Below are 15,539 nucleotides of genomic sequence, written 5' to 3'. Positions count from 1 at the left end.
GTATGGCCGATGAACCCCTCCTTCACATCACCGAGCGCTCCCTGTGGGACGCGGCGCGCACCTCCGGCGCGTACGAGATGTCCACCCGTGGCCGGACCCTCCAGGAGGAGGGCTTCATCCACTGCTCTTTGCGTCACCAACTCCCGCGCGTGGCGGCCTTCTTGTACGGCTCCTACGCCGGGCCCGACGAGCTGGTGGTCCTGGTGATCGACGCCGAACGGCTGGGCGTCCCGCTGCGCTACGAGGCCGTGGAGGCCGGGGGCGAGGAGTTCCCGCACATCTACGGACCGATTCCGGCGGCGGCTGTCGTGGACGTAGAGGTGTGGGACTCCGGCGGCTGACGGACCGCTAACGCAGGCTGCCCGTTTCGGGATCGCGGGGCGTCAGACAGTACGTGCCGCCCGACGGGTCCCGCATCACCGCCCAGCGGGCGCCGCGGCCGATGAGCATGGCGCCGAGAAGCTCGTGGCGGATACGGACCGCGTCGATGTCCGAGCAGGCGATGTCGATGTGGGCGGAGGTGGGGCGGGCGGAGCCGAGGCGTTGCAGGAGGATGCGGACGGGGAGCGTGGCGGGCGGCCTGACCGCGTGGAACTCCGGCAGCGCGCCGGGGTCGGACTCCCATCCGGTGAGGGCGGTCCAGAAGGCGATCTCCGCCTCGTACACGGAGGGCGCCAGGTCGATACACACCTGGTCGACACGGCTGGTTACACCGGACGGCCCCTTGACCACCGGGGGCCGCGTCGACTCGCCGTGCCACGGCACCGCGCAGAACAACTGCCCACCGGGGGACCGCAGTACGGCCCACCCTCCGTGGTCCGCGACGGTCTCGGCACCCAGTCGCAGCGCCGCCTCCACCAGCGCGCGTACGTCCTCGACGGCGAGGTCGAGATGCGCGCCTCCGGCGCCCGGCCCGGACCCCGCGACGCCCTGCGCCTTCACGCAGGCGTCGGCCGCCCCCTCGGGCAGCAAGGTCACGAACTCACCCCGCTCGCCGCGCCGTTCGGACAGCTTGGTGCGCGTGACCGCGGCCCAGAAGTCGCAGGCCGCCCCGAACTTCTTCATCGGCCGGTCGACAAAGGCGTACGTCCACCGGATCGGCTCCGTCGGCCGGATCGGCTCCGTCATGATGTCTTCTCTCCGATCAGGCCGTGCAACGACGTTTTCACGCGCGCGACGAAGGCGTCGCACGCGGTGGGGGAGAGTGCGTCCAGGGACAGATAAGGGTTGAGATCCTCCAGCTCTACGAGGAGGAGCTCACCGTCGGGTGCCCGGCAGGCGTCCACGCGCTGGATTCCGTACGCGATGTCGTTCCAGTCGACGAACCGCTGCGCGAACTCCCGGTCCCGCTCGGTCGGTTCGTAGGTTTCCAGGGCCCACCGCTCGTCGGGGCGGGGCGCGTACAGGGCGTACTGGAGGGTGTGGTCGACGAAGTAGAAGGACACCTCGTAGTCGAAGTCGACCCGTGGCTGGACGAGGACGTCGCCGTACACCGCCGGGTCGGTGAGCCGTTCGCGGGTCACGAACTCCAGGCCTATCGAGTCCGCTCCCAGCTTCGGCTTCACCACGTACGTGTCGACGTCCCCGAGCCGGCCGAGGTCCTCCGCGCGGTCGATGGTGGGTATCACCGGATACCCCGCCGCCGTGAGCTCCAGCAGGTATCCCTTCCCCGCCATGTCGCCCTTGCCCGACAGCTGGTTGTAGACGCGTACGCCGTCCGCGACCGCCCGCTCGCGGAACGCGTCGTGGTGCGCCTGGTAGTTCAGGACAGGACCGCTGTTGCGTACGACCACCGCGTCGAAGGCGTTCATCAGCGCGACCGCGTCCAGCGGGTGGCACACGGCGATGTCGAACTCCTCGCGCAGCCGGGAGGTGAGGAAGATGTCCTCGTCGCAGTACCGGCGGCCCTTGGCGGGATAGGCCAGGTCACTGACGTACAGGATGCTGGGGCGCGCCGACGGCATGGGGTCTCCCGGAGGTGGTGATCAGCCGATGGTAGGCCCCGCGCATCCGGGACCGGGCCGTCCGCGGTGCGGTCAGGCGACGGGGGCGCGTGTGTTGAAGCGGAGGAGGTTGCCCGCCGGGTCGCGGAAGGCGCAGTCGCGGACTCCGTAGGGCTGGTCCGTCGGCTCCTGGAGGACTTCGGCGCCGGAGGCCTGGACGCGGGCGAAGAGGGCGTCGCAGTCCGGCGTCGAGAAGATCACGCCGCGCAGCATGCCCTTCGCCAGGAGCTCGGCCATGGCCTGCCTGTCGGCGGGGGACGCGTTCGGGTCCGCGGCGGGGGGCTCCAGGACGATCTCCACGTCCGGCTGGAGCGGCGAGCCGACGGTGACCCAGCGCATTCCCTCGAAGCCGACGTCGTTGCGGACCTCCAGGCCAAGGACGTCACGGTAGAACGCGAGCGCCTTGTCGTGGTCGTCCACGGCGATGAAGCACTGGGACAGTTTCAGGCCATCCACGGGTCCATCCACGGGTCCATCCACGGGTCCAGTCACGGGTCCAGTCATGGGGCCACGCTAGGGCCTGTCCGGCCGATCAGGTCGGAGGAAATCGGCGGCGCCTCATTGACGCAGGTGAGGGGGGTTGGTGCGTCGAGCTGCAAGCCGTTGTCACCAACGTGCCGGGACAGCAAACCTAGAGGCGTGTGCCCGGTTCCGCCTCCGGATTGCGGTGGCGGGCCGGGCGGGTGAGGCGCTGGGCCACGCAGGACGGGATCGGGGCGCCGTGCTCGTGCGGCCGCGCCCGGTACGCGCTCGGGGTCTCACCGACCAGCTCCGTGAAACGGGAGCTGAAGGAGCCGAGCGAGGCGCAGCCCACGGCGAAGCACACCTCCGTGACCGTCAGCTCGCCGCGGCGCAGGAGGGCCTTGGCGCGCTCGATCCTGCGGGTCATCAGATAGGTGTACGGAGTCTCGCCGAAGGCGGCCCGGAAGCTCCGCTGGAAATGGCCCGGCGACATCAGCGCGGTACGCGCGAGCTCCGCCATCTCCAGCGGCTCCGCGTACTCACGATCCATCCGGTCACGGGCCCGGCGCAGCCGGACCAGGTCCTCCACAGTCACTTCATCAGGATGGCACGGGGCACTGACAGGGGGTACGGGCGCGGGGCGCTGACGGAGAGGTGCGGGCGCCGGAGCACGGCACCCCGGACGTAAATGGACCCTTGAGACCGGTTGAAGTACTCTCGGGCAGTAAAACGGATCCATGGGTCCGATTAACTGTTGCGAGTGGAGAGAAATACGAGATGAGTGCCGACTCGAAGAGCCCCCCGAAGGGCTCGCTCCTGGTCTTGGCCCTGGCAGCCGCGGCCTATGCGCTCGCCCAGACCGCTGTGGTCCCGGCCATGACCAGCATGGCGGCGACGTTGCACACCAGTCCCGCGAACGTGACATGGCTCCTGACGGGCTACCTGGTGTCGGCGGCGATCCTGACGCCCGTGATCGGCCGGCTCGGCGACATGTTCGGCAAGCGCCGCATGCTGCTCATCGCGCTGCTCCTCTTCGGCGTCGGCGCCGTGATGGCCGCTTTGGTCAGCAACGTCTGGCTCCTCGTCGTGGCCCGCGTGATCCAGGGGGCCGGCGGCGGTATCTTCCCGCTCTGCTTCGGCATCATCAGCGACGACTTCCCGCCGAACCGCAAGCCGGGGGCGCTCGGACTGATCTCGGCGATCGCCGGTATCGGCGCCGGAGCGGGTCTGCTGCTGGGCGGTCTGCTGATCGACCACACCTCGTACCACTGGATCTTCTGGTCCGGCGCGATCATGGCCGGACTGGCGACCTTGGGCGTACGGACCCTGCCCGCCGGCAGCCACCACGTCAAGGGCAAGGTCGACTACATCGGTGCCGTGCTGCTGGCGATCGGTGTGACAGCTCCGCTGATCGCCCTCACCAAGACCGCCGCATGGGGCTGGACCGACGCCCGCGTCCTGGGACTCATCGCCGCCGGTCTCATCGTCCTGGTGCTCTTCGGCCTGTTCGAACAGCGCGTCCGTGAGCCGCTGGTGGACATGTCGGTGCTGCGCCGTCCGACGGTGCTCGCCACCAACGTCACCACCTTGCTGGTCGGCTTCGGCATGTTCGGAGCCTTCGTTCTCATCCCGCAGATCGCGCAGACCCCCGAGGTGTCCGGCTACGGCTTCGGCATGGACGCGACCAAGGCGGGTCTGCTCCTCCTGCCGGCCTGCCTGGTGATGCTCGTGACCGGCGCTCTCTCCGGGAAGCTTTCGCTGAGGTTCGGTGGCAAGGTCACGCTCGCCGTCGGCGTGCTGGTCGCGGCGGTCGGTCTGGGACTGCTGGCCGCCCAGCACGGCTCCGTCACCACCATCGTGATCTACTCCATAGTCGTCTTCGGTGGTATGGGACTGGCCATGGCGGCGATGCCCACCCTGATCGTGGACGCGGTCCCGCCCTCCATGACAGGGCAGGCGACCGGGGTGAACGCCCTGATCCGTTCGCTCGGTTCGTCCATCGGTTCGCAGGTGGCCGCCACGCTGCTGGCCGGCAGTATCACCGCGGGGACGCTGCTTCCCGCCGATTCAGCCTTCACCGATGCGTTCGCCATCGGGGCGGTCGCGGCGCTCGTCGCGGGGGGCGCGGCCCTCCTCATCCCCCGTGCCCGTGCCGATCGGGCGCAGCAGGCAGGGGCCGCCGCCGCTCCCGCCACGGTGGGGAGTGCCGGGTCGCGTCAGGGAGACTGACCGTATGCCGCAGTCACAGCCCGCCCCGCCAGCGTCTCTGGACCAGGACTGGTCCGAACGGCGCGCCGACGCCCGCCGCAACCACGAGAGGATCATCGCCGCCGCGCTGGAGGTCTTCTCCGAGCGCGGTCTGGCGGCGACGGTCCCGGAGGTCGCGAATCGGGCGGGGGTGGGGAAGGCCACTGTCTACCGCAGCTTTGCGACGAAGGCCGACCTGATCGAGGCCGTCGCCGACTATCAGCTGCGGTGGATGGAGCAGCGGGTCGTACAGGCGCTGGCGGAGTCCGATGCCTACCAGGCACTCGCCGACTTCACGGGCGACGTGGCGGAGCGGCTCGCGGGCGACAGGGTCCTGGCGGACGTCGTCCCCACGATCTTCCAGGCACGCAACCGCTCCATCCGGGCCCATCTCAACGGTCTGGTGACCGCAGCGAGGGAGCAGGGCGGGATCGGTCCGGAGGTCACCGTCGAGGACCTCCAGATCCTCTTCGGCGGCTACATCCGTCAGCTCGTCGCCATGGAAATCCGCGATCCGGCCGTGTGGCGCCGCTACAGCGAGCTGGTTCTGAAAGCCCTCAGCACCTGACCACAGAGCCACCAGAGGGCCACCACAGAGTCATCGCAGAGCCACTGCAGAGCCCCGGATGGCATCCGCGCGCTGCGGGAGAAGGCCATCTGAGCCGCTACGGGACGGGACCCCGCAGCGGCTCAGGTAGTCCCTTCCATCCGCACCACCCTCGACATCTGGGCGCAGATCAGCGCCGAATTCGTCCCCACGGCGCGAGCCCTCGTCTCCACGGTGCGAGGGTTCAACCGGTCGGCCCTGCGCGGACATTGTCACCACAGTCATCCGCCGCAGCCTGACCGGGCCCTTCGGGCCCGGCTGATCCACTGCGACCGCCCCTCCGTACTCACCTGCGCCAGGCGGGCTTCCGGCTCACTTCGGCCCAGGAGTTCCACGACTCCCGCACGGACCACTGGCCCACCACTCTCCTGATCCGCGCTCGCAGGCTCTGACGGTCATCCGCCCGGTTTCCCATGGAGGAACCGATGCGTCCGCCCTACCTGCTCTTCGACGTCGAACGGCGACCCTGCTTGTGCAGCCCGACCCGCGCCTCGGGCTGCGGCCCGAGCACATGAACGAGGTGCGGACGTGGGTCTCGCAGTTACCCACAGCGCGCGCGGGCTGAGGACTGGAAGTTAATCCTTTAGGTGATCATCCTGGGGGCTCAATGTCATTGAGGATCAATACAGTTGCTTCGCCGACTGCGTCCGTGCGGCCGGATCCCTACTCGAAGGAGCTGTCAAATGCGCATACGAAGACGTGCGGCTGCTGCCGTGCTGGTGCTGGCGACCGCGTCGCTCAATCTGCTCGGTGCTCCCGGCGCGGAAGCGGCACAATCTCAGGGCGGCATCGTTCTGCCCGTGCGGTCGCACTGGCAGACCCTCGCCGACAGCGATCACGTCTACGTCAGCGCGCCCGGCGATGATGCAGTGCTGGCCACCGACCACGACGGACAGGTCGTGAAGAGGGTGGAGGGTCTGGACGGGGCGCGGGGCATGGCCGAGTCCGTCGACGAGTCCACCCTGTACGTGGCACTCCCGGACGCTGACGCGATCTCCGTGATCGACGTCGCGACCTTGACCGAGACGCAGCGCATTTCGACCGGGGCCGACACCGAACCGGAGAACCTAGCCCTCGCCGGCGGCCGACTTTTCTTCAGCTACCAGGCCACCGTCTTCGACGCAGGCATCGGGTCGGTTGCTGTCGCCGACGCGACCCCGAGTGTCACCCTGGACGACAACCCCGTCTGGTATGGCAAGCCGCGACTCGCCTCGTCGGCGGGCGCGCCCGACCGGCTCGTCGCCGCGGACAGTCAGGGCATGGCAGGCATGCGCGTCTACGACGTGGGCTCCGGCACGCTTCGGGAGACTGCCTACAGCGACGCCGTCGGCGATGTCGAAGACCTGGCGGTGACGCCGGACGGCAGCAGTGTGATCACTGCGGACGGCTATGACTACTACCATCAGCGGTGGCGCCTGTCGGACTTGACGGAAGAGGTTCGGTACGACACCGGCCCATACCCCAATTCTGTCGCCGTCGACTCCCACGGCACGGTCGCTGCGGGGATCGTGGCGGGAGGGGATTGGGACGTCTACATCTACCGCCCCGGAGAGACCACCGCGTACCGCACGGTCGCGCTGTCATGGCCGTACATGGATCTACTCGACCGGGGCCTGGCCTGGGCGCCCGACGGCAGCAGGCTGTTCGCCACTCGATTCCCGTACTCCGGCGAGGTCACTCTCGACATCGTCTCCGACCTGGCCAAGGCGTCCAGCACGATCACTCTGTCCGCCCCGCTGACCAACCCCGTTGGCACGCCTGTCACCGTAACGGGGAAACTGACCTCCATGGTCCCCTTCCCGAAGGGTGGCCAGGTCAAGGTGACGCGCAACGGCCTGGAGCTGCCGGACGTGAGGATCCGACGGGACGGCACCTTTAGCTTCGGTGACACTCCGCCCGACTGGAATATGTACGCTCAGTACACGGTCACCTACGCGGGGGACGCCCAGCATGTGTCCGGAACGGCGACCACCATGGTCGAACTCGTCGGCTGACCAAGTCGAGCGGTTCGCCCGGCTCTGTCGAACGATTTTGGGGTCAGTGTCCCGGAGGGACACTGACCCCACGCAACTGCGCCCCGACCGCCGGGTTGTAAACGCGGCTCGCTGAGACGTGGCGTCGCTGACGGTGCTTCGCCTGCGAGCCGCTTGCGCTCGCCGGTTCGGTTGGGCGGTGATGCGCCAGTTGCGGACCTCGGCCGGGCAGTCGGCGCTGTCGTCTTCTCGCTCGGTGCCGACCGCGGCCGTCGAGGACAGGGTCATCGCCCCCAGCCCGTGCCGCCGGATCACCCTTCCGGCCATGCCGGGCGAGGAGGTCACGCCGCCCACGGTCCCGCAGGTCGAAGCTATGGCCCGCGTGATGCCGCCGTACATCCGCGCGGCGATCGTCCCGCTCGCCGGCTCAGGCGCGCGCATCGGTGAGCTGTTCGGCCTGAAGGTGTCGGACGTGGACTTCAAGGCCGGCACCATTCGCGTCGACCGTCAGAGGGTCCAGTCCGGGAAGCACGGCCCACCGAAGACCGCCAAGTCGAGGCGCACCGTCCCGGTCGGCGAGGTCGTCACCGATGCCCTCCTCCAACACCTCGCCGCGCGCCCGTCCAAGGAGTGGCTGTTCACGATGGAGGAGGGGGAGCCGATCAACTACCGCCGCTGGAAGACGGAGTGGAACTGCGCTGGAACTGCGCCCGCAGGGACCTCCAGGCAGCCGAGAACGACGCTGTCGGGCGCGAAGGCCGCAAGCCCGCCCGTTGAACTCCCGCACATGGTGACCCACGACCTGCGGCACTTCTACGCCTCCGCGCTCATTGCCGGCGGAGCAAGCGTCACGCAGGTCCAGTCGGTCGTCGGTCACGCGTCCGCTGTCATCACCCTGCGGATCTACGCGCACCTCTGGCCGGGCGAAGAAGACCGCACCCGCTCCGTCATTGACGCCGTTCTCGGCGGCCTGCGGACCGGGTGCGGACAGGTAGGCGACGCGACCCGCGAAAACGCAGGGCAGACGGCCTAGACAAAGATCAGGCCTTCTTCGTCTCCCAGAAGATCTTGTCGATCTGGGCGATGTAGTCCAGCGCCTTCTGGCCCGTCGCCGGGTCGGTGGACGCCTTGGCGGCCGAGAGGGCCTTGAGGGTGTCGTTGACGAGCTGGTGCAGCTCCGGGTACTTCTCGAAGTGCGGGGGCTTGAAGTAGTCGCTCCAGAGCACCGAGACGTGGTGCTTGGCGAGCTCGGCGCGCTGCTCCTTGATGACGGTGCCGCGCGTCTGGAAGTGCGGGTCGTCGTTGGCGGCCAGCTTTTCCTGGACGGCCTTTACCGACTCCGCCTCGATGCGGGCCTGGGCGGGGTCGTACACACCGCAGGGCAGGTCGCAGTGGGCGCTGACCATGACCTTGGGGGCAAACAGGCGGGAGAGCATGCTGCTGTCCTTCCTCGTGATCGTCTTCTCAGGTGGGACATTACTCCGTAGGAGACGGGTTTTCGCGAGTGCCCCCGTGGGCTTAGGACAAAAGTCCAGGGTGAGACTGGGACTCGTGGAGGATAGGACCGGGGAGGTGCCGGTGATGCCGGAGCTGTCGCAGGAGACCGAGCGTGGGAGGGCCGTCCTGCCCTTTGGGGTGGCGGAGGTGACGGGGCCGTCCATGGTGCCCACGCTGCGGCACGGGGATCGGCTCGTCGTGCAGTACGGGGCGCGGGTCAGGCCGGGGGACGTCGTCGTGATGCGGCATCCCTTCCAGCAGGATCTGCTCGTCGTGAAGCGGATCGCGGAGCGGCGTGAGGGCGGGTGGTGGGTGCTCGGCGACAACGCGTACGCCGGTGGGGACAGCACCGACTACGGCACCGTGCCCGAGGAGCTTGTCCTCGGGAAGGTCCGGTTCCGGTACCGCCCGCTGCGAAGGGATCAGCGGTCGCCGTTCACGCTGGTGCGCTGGGTGCTCGGTGCCGCCAGGCCAGTGCTGTCGGACCGGTCCGCGTCCAGGCGCTTGCGGGCGCGGTAGGCGGCCACGTTGGCGCGGGTCGCGCAGCGGTCCGAGCAGTAGCGCCGGGAGCGGTTGGTGGAGGTGTCCAGGTAGGCGTTGCGGCAGGGGGCTGCCTCGCACAGGCCCAGGCGGTCGACGCCGTGTTCCGTCAGATGGAAGGCCAGGCCCATCGCCGCGATCGCCGCGTAGCCCGCGGTCGCGTTCGACGGGTGGTCCGCCAGGTGCATGTGCCACAGCGGGCGCCCGTCGTCGTCCCGGTAGTCGTGCCCGGAGATCTGAGGGCTCACCGGGAACTCCAGCAGGAGTGAGTTCAGCAGGTCCACGGCCAGGGTCTCGTTGCCGCCGTCGGCCGCCTCGAAGATCGCGCGCAGCCGGGCCCGTACGGAGCGGAATCGGGTGACGTCCGCGTCCGTGGTCCGGCGGGCCGCCGAGGAGTTGCCCCCGAAGAGGTCACGGACGGCGTCCACCGAGGTGAGCGAGTCCTTGCCCCGGAGCGGCTCCTCGCTGTTGACGAGGCGTACCGCGTAATCCGAGTAATAGGCCAGTTCCACTTGTAGTCCTTACGGGGGCGCTCTATCGTCGTGGATGTGCAGAAGTAACAGATGACTGTGCTTCAAGGGTATTACGGGCAGGGCCGGTATCACGCGGCCGAGCGAAGGGGCTTTCATGACCACCACCACCGGAACCGACTGGGGCGCCTGGCAGGAGAGCTGGGACCGGCAGCAGGAGTGGTACATGCCGGACCGCGAGGAGCGCTTCCGGGTGATGCTCGACATGGTGGAGGCCCTGGTCGGACCCGCGCCGCGCGTCCTCGACCTCGCCTGCGGCACCGGAACCATCACCGCCCGGTTGTTCGACCGCCTCCCGGAGGCCACCAGCACCGGCGTCGACCTCGACCCCGCGCTGCTCGCCATCGCCGAGGGCACCTTCGCGGGCGACGACCGGGTCACCTTCGTCACGGCCGACCTCAAGGACCCGCAGTGGCCCGCCCGGCTGCCGTACGACTCGTACGACGCCGTTCTGACCGCCACGGCCCTGCACTGGCTGCACAGCGAACCCCTCGCGGCCCTCTACGGTCAGATCGCGGACCTCGTCCGCGACGGCGGTGTCTTCATGAACGCCGACCACATGATCGACGAGACGACGCCACGGATCAACGCGGCGGACCGTGCGCAGCGGCACGCCCGTATGGATCAGGCCAAGGCGAAAGGCGTCCTCGACTGGGCCGAATGGTGGCAGCTCGCGGCCCAGGACCCCGTCCTCGCCGCGCCGACCGCCCGCCGGTTCGAGATCTACGGTGAGCACGCCGACGGCGACACACCCTCCCCCGACTGGCACGCGCGCGTACTGCGCGAGAAAGGTTTCGGGGAGGCCCGCCCTGTGTGGCGCTCACCGAGCGACGCGCTGGTGCTCGCGGTCAAGTAGCCCAAGCGGCCACTCCGGTACGTGAGGCTCGCGGAGGCCCAGGGAGCTAAATGGAGGCTCACGGAGACCCACAGAGGCTCACGGCGGCTCACGGAAAAAGGGGCGGTACGGATATCCCGTACCGCCCCTTTCCGCACGTACCGCCGAAGCACCAGCGACAACGCGCGTACCGCTACAGCACCTTCGACAGGAACGACTGCGTCCGCTCGTGCTGCGGATTCGTCAGTACGTCGCGGGGGTTGCCGGCCTCGACCACCACGCCGCCGTCCATGAAGACCAGCGAGTCGCCCACCTCGCGGGCGAAGCCCATCTCGTGGGTGACGACGATCATCGTCATGCCGGACTCGGCGAGGTCGCGCATGACGTCGAGGACGTCACCGACCAGCTCCGGGTCGAGGGCCGAGGTGGGCTCGTCGAAGAGCATCAGCTTGGGGTCCATCGCCAGCGCGCGGGCGATGGCGACACGTTGCTGCTGGCCGCCGGAGAGCTGCGAGGGGTAGGTCTTCGCCTTGTCGGCCAGGCCCACCCGATCCAGGAGCTGGCCCGCGCGCTCCCGCGCCTGGGCCCTGCTGACGCCCTTGACCTGGACCGGCGCCTCCATGACGTTTTCGAGCGCGGTCATGTGCGGGAACAGGTTGAAGCGCTGGAACACCATGCCGATGTCCCGCCGCTTCAGAGCGACCTCGCTGTCCTTGAGCTCGTACAGCTTGTCGCCCTTCTGGCGATAACCGACCAGCTCACCGTCGACGTACAGGCGCCCGGCGTTGATCTTCTCAAGGTGGTTGATGCACCGCAGGAAGGTCGACTTGCCGGAGCCGGACGGGCCGATGAGGCAGAACACCTCGCCGGTGTTCACCTCCAGGTCGATGCCCTTGAGGACCTGGACGGGGCCGAAGGACTTGTGGACGCCCTCGGACTTCACCATGGCGGTCATCCCTTGCCCCTTTCACTGCCGAGCGCAAGCATGTTCGCCTTGATCTTCTGCCAGGGGGTGGCCGGCAGACTGCGGAGGGAGCCGCGCGCGTAGTACCGCTCCAGGTAGTACTGGAAGACGCTGAACACGCTGGTCATGACCAGGTACCAGATCGACGCGACGAAGAGCATCTCCATCACCGCGTACGACGTGGAGCCGATCGCCGAGGTCGAGCGCAGCAGTTCGTTGTACGTGACCGCGTACACCAGCGATGAGGTCTTCAGCATGTTGATGAACTCGTTGCCGGTCGGCGGCACGATGACGCGCATCGCCTGCGGGATCACGATCCGGCGCAGGGTCTTGGTGTGGCTCATGCCCAGCGCGTGCGAGGCCTCCGTCTGGCCCTCGTCGACGGCCAGCAGGCCGGCCCGGCAGATCTCGGCCATGTACGCGGCCTCGTTCAGGCCGAGGCCGAGGAGGGCGCACATGAACGGGGTCATGACGTCGGTCATCTCGTCCTTGTAGATCGGACCGAGGTTGAGGACGGGGAAGATCAGCGCCAGGTTGAACCAGAGCAGCAGCTGGACGTAGACCGGTGTGCCGCGGAAGAACCAGATGTACAGCCACGCGACGGTGCTGGTCACCGGGTTCTTCGAGAGCCGCATCACCGCGAGGATGATGCCGAGGACCACACCCACGATCATGGACAGCACGCTGATCAGCAGCGTGCGGCCGGCGCCCTGGACGACGCTGGACACGAAGAGCTGGTCGCCGACCGTGTGCCACTGGATGTTGCCCTGCGAGAACGCGTAGATGAGCGCCGTGAGGAGCGCGATGACGATGATGCCGCTGGCCCACCGGCCGTAGTGCGGGACGGGGATCGCCTTGATGGCCTCAGGACCGCCCGCGGGCACCGGGGACGGGGAAACCGTCTCTCCCGGGGGCGGGTTGTCCGAGGGGGACTTGTCGAACTTGTCAGTCACGTGACTGCCCTTCAGTGGTGCGCTCGGCTCACTTGCCGCCGTTGATCGCGGACTTGTCGATCGCGCCCGACTCCGCGCCCCACTTCTCCAGCACCTTCTTGTAGGAACCGTCCGCGATGATCGCGTCGACGGCTTCCTTCAGGACATCGCGGAGCTCGGTGTTCTTCTTGCTCAGTACGATGCCGAACGGTCCGGCGTCGTACTGCTCGCCGACGACCTCGAACGCGTTGCCGTTGTCCGCCTTGCGGGACAGGTCGAGGGCCACCGGGTAGTCGTTGATGCCGGCCACGGCGCCGCCGGACTTCACCCGGGTCTGGGCCTCGGTGTCGTTCTCGAACGACTCGATGTTGATGGCCTTCTTGCCGCCGTCCGTACACTTCTTGGACTGGTCCTGGAGGGCCTCTTCGTACGTGGTGCCGCGCTGCACGGCAGCCGTCTTGCCACACAGGTCCTCGATGCCGTTGACGCCCTCGGGGTTGCCCTTCTTGACGTAGATGGCCGTGCCCGCGACGAAGTAGTCGACGAAGTCGACGCCCTCACCGAGCTTCTTGCCACTGTCGTCCAGGCCCTCCTGGCGCTGCTTGTTGTCCGTGATGGACGACATCGCGATGTCGTAACGACCGGAGTTGACCGCGGTGATCAGGCCGTCGAAGGAGCCCGAGGTGAACTTGAAGTCCACACCGAGCTGCTTGCCGAGCGCCGCGGCGATGTCCGGGTCGACCCCGACGATCTTGCCGTTCTCCACCGACTCCATCGGGGCGTACTCGGCGTTCGTGCCGACCTTGATGACGCCCGCGTCCTGGATCGCCTTCGGCAGCTTGGAGAACAGCGGGGCGCTGTTGGACGGCTCCGAGGAGCTGTCGCCTCCGTCGCTGTTCGTCTGGTCGCCGCAGCCGGCGAGCAGCAGGGCACCCGCGACCGCGATCGCGCCGACCGCAGCTGTCCGGGAGCGCATGGCGGTCGTACGACGGGTGGAGCTTGCGGTCATGTTGGGTCCTCCGGCGGATGAGTGAGGTGCCGATGGGTCGACGAGAACACACACCTTCGGGTGTCGCGACCTTGTGTGATTACGGCATCTTGCCATTCGGACCTCGTCATTCAGACGACCAGCTATGTCAAAATCGGATAACGGGTGACCCCCGAACCGCCCCAGGCCGGTACATCGAGGCCGGATCTTGTGCGGGAACTGATCCTTCCGACCGGAAGATCTTCTGCGCATCCCAGGATGCGAGCGGCCACCACTCCGCACATGCGGTGCCATGTGGGCAAATCCAGGACTTGTCCATATATTCGGCTATGAGTCATCTCACCGGCGTGTGACCTTCCCGCTATGGACTCGCCGTCCACACCGTCCGTCCGGTAGGAAGGTTCTTTACACCCCTCATCCGGGGCTCAGGGCGCGTGTGCGGCGCGCCCGTCGCGTATACGCCCGTACGCAACCACGGCGGCTGGGCTTGCGCGGTGCCCGCCCACCCCTCAATCAGGAGTGGTCACCCTCAAAACATGCAGACTTAAGGGGTAAAACAAAGTGGCAGCGGAGATTGTCAATCCTCGCACCGCGCTCAGTGGTGACAGCAGCGGCAGCAGCAGCGCCGGCATCGACGGCAGTACGGATCAGGAGCGGGCGCTCAAGCCCCTCGATCCCTTCGACCCCGCGTTCGCGCTGCACCGTGGCGGCAAGATGGCCGTGCAGGCCACCGTGCCCATCCGTGACAAGGACGACCTTTCCCTCGCGTACACGCCCGGCGTCGCCAAGGTGTGCAGCGCGATCGCCGAGCAGCCGGAACTCGTCCACGACTACACGTGGAAGTCGTCCGTCGTCGCTGTGGTGACGGACGGTACGGCCGTCCTCGGCCTCGGGGACATCGGTCCTGAGGCCTCCCTTCCGGTGATGGAGGGGAAGGCGATCCTCTTCAAGCAGTTCGGCGGGGTCGACGCCGTGCCGATCGCGCTCGCCTGCACCGGCGTCGACGAGATCGTCGAGACAGTGGTCCGGCTGGCGCCCTCCTTCGGGGGAGTGAACCTGGAGGACATCTCCGCGCCCCGTTGCTTCGAGATCGAGCGGAAGCTTCAGGAGCGGCTGGACATCCCGGTCTTCCACGACGACCAGCACGGGACCGCGGTCGTGACCTTGGCGGCCCTGCGGAACGCCGCGAAGCTGACCGGCCGGGAGCTGGGCGACCTGCGCGCGGTGATCTCCGGCGCGGGTGCGGCCGGTGTCGCCATCGCCAAGTTCCTGCTCGAGGCGGGGCTCGGGGATGTCGCCGTCACGGACCGCAAGGGTGTCGTCTCCTCGGACCGCGACGACCTGACGGACGTCAAGCGCGAGCTGGCCGCGATCACCAACAAGGCGGGTATCTCCGGCTCGTTGGAGTCCGCCCTGGCGGGCGCGGACGTCTTCATCGGTGTTTCCGGCGGTACGGTGCCGGAGCCGGCGGTGGCTTCCATGGCCGAGGGTGCGTTCGTGTTCGCCATGGCCAACCCGAACCCCGAGGTGCATCCGGAGATCGCCCACAAGTACGCGGCTGTCGTCGCGACCGGGCGGTCGGACTTCCCGAACCAGATCAACAACGTGCTGGCGTTCCCCGGGATCTTCGCGGGGGCCCTTCAGGTGCGGGCCTCCCGGATCACCGAGGGGATGAAGATCGCGGCGGCCGACGCGTTGGCCGCGGTGGTCGGGGACGATCTTGCCGCCGACTATGTGATTCCCTCGCCGTTCGATGAGCGGGTGGCCCCGGCGGTTACGGCCGCGGTGGCGGCGGCTGCTCGGGCGGAGGGCGTGGCTCGGCGTTGAGGTGTGTGGGACTGGCCCCGCTGGGATTTCCTCCCGGCGGGGCCTGTTTTTTTCGCCCCCTCCGCCCCTGCCCGTCCCGTTTCTGGGGGCTGCGCCCCCAGACCCCCGCTTTCGGCCTGGACGGCCTCGTCCTC

Annotated in this window: 17 protein-coding genes and 1 pseudogene; 9 read left to right on the top strand and 9 right to left on the bottom strand. The window is 68.2% G+C overall.

What is annotated here, in order from left to right; genetic code table 11:
• Positions 1 to 2 precede the first annotated feature (2 nt).
• On the top strand, positions 3 to 341 hold the full coding sequence (locus tag AB0N66_RS40430) for a DUF952 domain-containing protein (RefSeq protein ID WP_365445274.1): 339 nt from the start codon (positions 3 to 5) through the stop codon (positions 339 to 341).
• A 7-nt stretch (positions 342 to 348) separates the two neighbouring features.
• On the opposite strand, the gene AB0N66_RS40425 is transcribed toward AB0N66_RS40430, so the two are convergent.
• From AB0N66_RS40425 to AB0N66_RS40410, 4 genes are all read right to left on the bottom strand, one after another.
• Entirely contained in the window at positions 349 to 1,128 is a 780-nt protein-coding gene (locus AB0N66_RS40425; RefSeq protein WP_365445271.1) for a VOC family protein, read from the bottom strand.
• The gene (locus AB0N66_RS40420; protein ID WP_365445268.1) at positions 1,125 to 1,964 is read right to left on the bottom strand and encodes a hypothetical protein; all 840 of its coding nucleotides are present in this window, start codon (positions 1,962 to 1,964) and stop codon (positions 1,125 to 1,127) included. Before AB0N66_RS40420 ends, AB0N66_RS40425 begins: the two co-directional genes overlap by 4 nt.
• Positions 1,965 to 2,036: 72 nt before the next feature.
• A complete protein-coding gene (locus AB0N66_RS40415; protein ID WP_365445265.1) occupies positions 2,037 to 2,459 on the bottom strand; it encodes a VOC family protein in 423 nt (140 codons plus the stop codon).
• 175 nt (positions 2,460 to 2,634) lie between these two features.
• Positions 2,635 to 3,060: a helix-turn-helix transcriptional regulator gene (locus tag AB0N66_RS40410; protein WP_365445262.1), complete on the bottom strand. Its 426-nt coding sequence runs from the start codon at positions 3,058 to 3,060 to the stop codon at positions 2,635 to 2,637.
• A 182-nt stretch (positions 3,061 to 3,242) separates the two neighbouring features.
• On the opposite strand from AB0N66_RS40410, the gene AB0N66_RS40405 reads away from it, so the two are divergent.
• The 5 genes and pseudogenes from AB0N66_RS40405 (at position 3,243) to AB0N66_RS40385 (ending at position 8,325) form a co-directional block, all read left to right on the top strand.
• The gene (locus AB0N66_RS40405) at positions 3,243 to 4,694 is read left to right on the top strand and encodes an MFS transporter (RefSeq protein ID WP_365445259.1); all 1,452 of its coding nucleotides are present in this window, start codon (positions 3,243 to 3,245) and stop codon (positions 4,692 to 4,694) included.
• Positions 4,695 to 4,698: 4 nt separating this feature from the next.
• Positions 4,699 to 5,280, top strand: coding sequence for a helix-turn-helix domain-containing protein (locus AB0N66_RS40400; RefSeq protein ID WP_365445256.1), 582 nt, complete (start codon positions 4,699 to 4,701; stop codon positions 5,278 to 5,280).
• Positions 5,281 to 5,606: 326 nt separating this feature from the next.
• A pseudogene (locus AB0N66_RS40395) lies at positions 5,607 to 5,711 on the top strand (SAM-dependent methyltransferase); the annotation flags it as partial.
• A 291-nt stretch (positions 5,712 to 6,002) separates the two neighbouring features.
• Positions 6,003 to 7,313 carry a hypothetical protein gene (locus AB0N66_RS40390; RefSeq protein ID WP_365445253.1) on the top strand — a complete coding sequence of 437 codons (1,311 nt, stop codon included), beginning with the start codon at positions 6,003 to 6,005 and terminating at the stop codon, positions 7,311 to 7,313.
• 304 nt (positions 7,314 to 7,617) lie between these two features.
• Complete coding sequence (locus tag AB0N66_RS40385; protein ID WP_365445349.1) at positions 7,618 to 8,325, top strand: site-specific integrase; 708 nt, start codon at positions 7,618 to 7,620, stop codon at positions 8,323 to 8,325.
• Between the two features lie 7 nt (positions 8,326 to 8,332).
• On the opposite strand, the gene sodN is transcribed toward AB0N66_RS40385, so the two are convergent.
• On the bottom strand, positions 8,333 to 8,728 hold the full coding sequence (sodN, locus tag AB0N66_RS40380) for a superoxide dismutase, Ni (RefSeq protein WP_365445250.1): 396 nt from the start codon (positions 8,726 to 8,728) through the stop codon (positions 8,333 to 8,335).
• A 145-nt stretch (positions 8,729 to 8,873) separates the two neighbouring features.
• Here sodN and sodX point away from each other — a divergent pair, with 145 nt between their 5' ends.
• Positions 8,874 to 9,308, top strand: a complete 435-nt coding sequence (gene sodX / locus AB0N66_RS40375) for a nickel-type superoxide dismutase maturation protease (RefSeq protein ID WP_365445346.1) — start codon at positions 8,874 to 8,876, stop codon at positions 9,306 to 9,308.
• On the opposite strand, the gene AB0N66_RS40370 is transcribed toward sodX, so the two are convergent.
• Positions 9,212 to 9,841 carry a CGNR zinc finger domain-containing protein gene (locus AB0N66_RS40370; RefSeq protein ID WP_365445247.1) on the bottom strand — a complete coding sequence of 210 codons (630 nt, stop codon included), beginning with the start codon at positions 9,839 to 9,841 and terminating at the stop codon, positions 9,212 to 9,214. The two genes, sodX and AB0N66_RS40370, sit on opposite strands and share 97 nt — an antisense overlap.
• A 115-nt stretch (positions 9,842 to 9,956) precedes the next feature.
• Here AB0N66_RS40370 and AB0N66_RS40365 point away from each other — a divergent pair, with 115 nt between their 5' ends.
• A complete protein-coding gene (locus AB0N66_RS40365; protein WP_365445244.1) occupies positions 9,957 to 10,715 on the top strand; it encodes a class I SAM-dependent methyltransferase in 759 nt (252 codons plus the stop codon).
• 172 nt (positions 10,716 to 10,887) lie between these two features.
• Here the strand turns inward: AB0N66_RS40365 and AB0N66_RS40360 are convergent, their stop codons facing one another.
• Genes AB0N66_RS40360 through AB0N66_RS40350 form a run of 3 tightly spaced genes read right to left on the bottom strand, consistent with a single transcriptional unit; the run spans position 10,888 to position 13,599 of the window.
• The gene (locus AB0N66_RS40360) at positions 10,888 to 11,649 is read right to left on the bottom strand and encodes an amino acid ABC transporter ATP-binding protein (RefSeq protein WP_365445241.1); all 762 of its coding nucleotides are present in this window, start codon (positions 11,647 to 11,649) and stop codon (positions 10,888 to 10,890) included.
• Positions 11,646 to 12,611 carry an amino acid ABC transporter permease gene (locus AB0N66_RS40355; RefSeq protein ID WP_365445238.1) on the bottom strand — a complete coding sequence of 322 codons (966 nt, stop codon included), beginning with the start codon at positions 12,609 to 12,611 and terminating at the stop codon, positions 11,646 to 11,648. Before AB0N66_RS40355 ends, AB0N66_RS40360 begins: the two co-directional genes overlap by 4 nt.
• 28 nt (positions 12,612 to 12,639) lie before the next feature.
• On the bottom strand, positions 12,640 to 13,599 hold the full coding sequence (locus AB0N66_RS40350; RefSeq protein ID WP_365445235.1) for an ABC transporter substrate-binding protein: 960 nt from the start codon (positions 13,597 to 13,599) through the stop codon (positions 12,640 to 12,642).
• Positions 13,600 to 14,139: 540 nt separating this feature from the next.
• On the opposite strand from AB0N66_RS40350, the gene AB0N66_RS40345 reads away from it, so the two are divergent.
• Positions 14,140 to 15,405, top strand: coding sequence for an NADP-dependent malic enzyme (locus tag AB0N66_RS40345; protein ID WP_365445232.1), 1,266 nt, complete (start codon positions 14,140 to 14,142; stop codon positions 15,403 to 15,405).
• The last annotated feature ends 134 nt before the right edge of the window (positions 15,406 to 15,539 follow it).

Origin of the sequence: Streptomyces sp. NPDC093544, assembly GCF_040683495.1 — a bacterium.
Taxonomy (GTDB): Bacteria; Actinomycetota; Actinomycetes; order Streptomycetales; family Streptomycetaceae; genus Streptomyces.
Note: the sequence above shows the minus strand (reverse complement) of the source record. Positions and strands in the feature narration are given on the sequence as shown.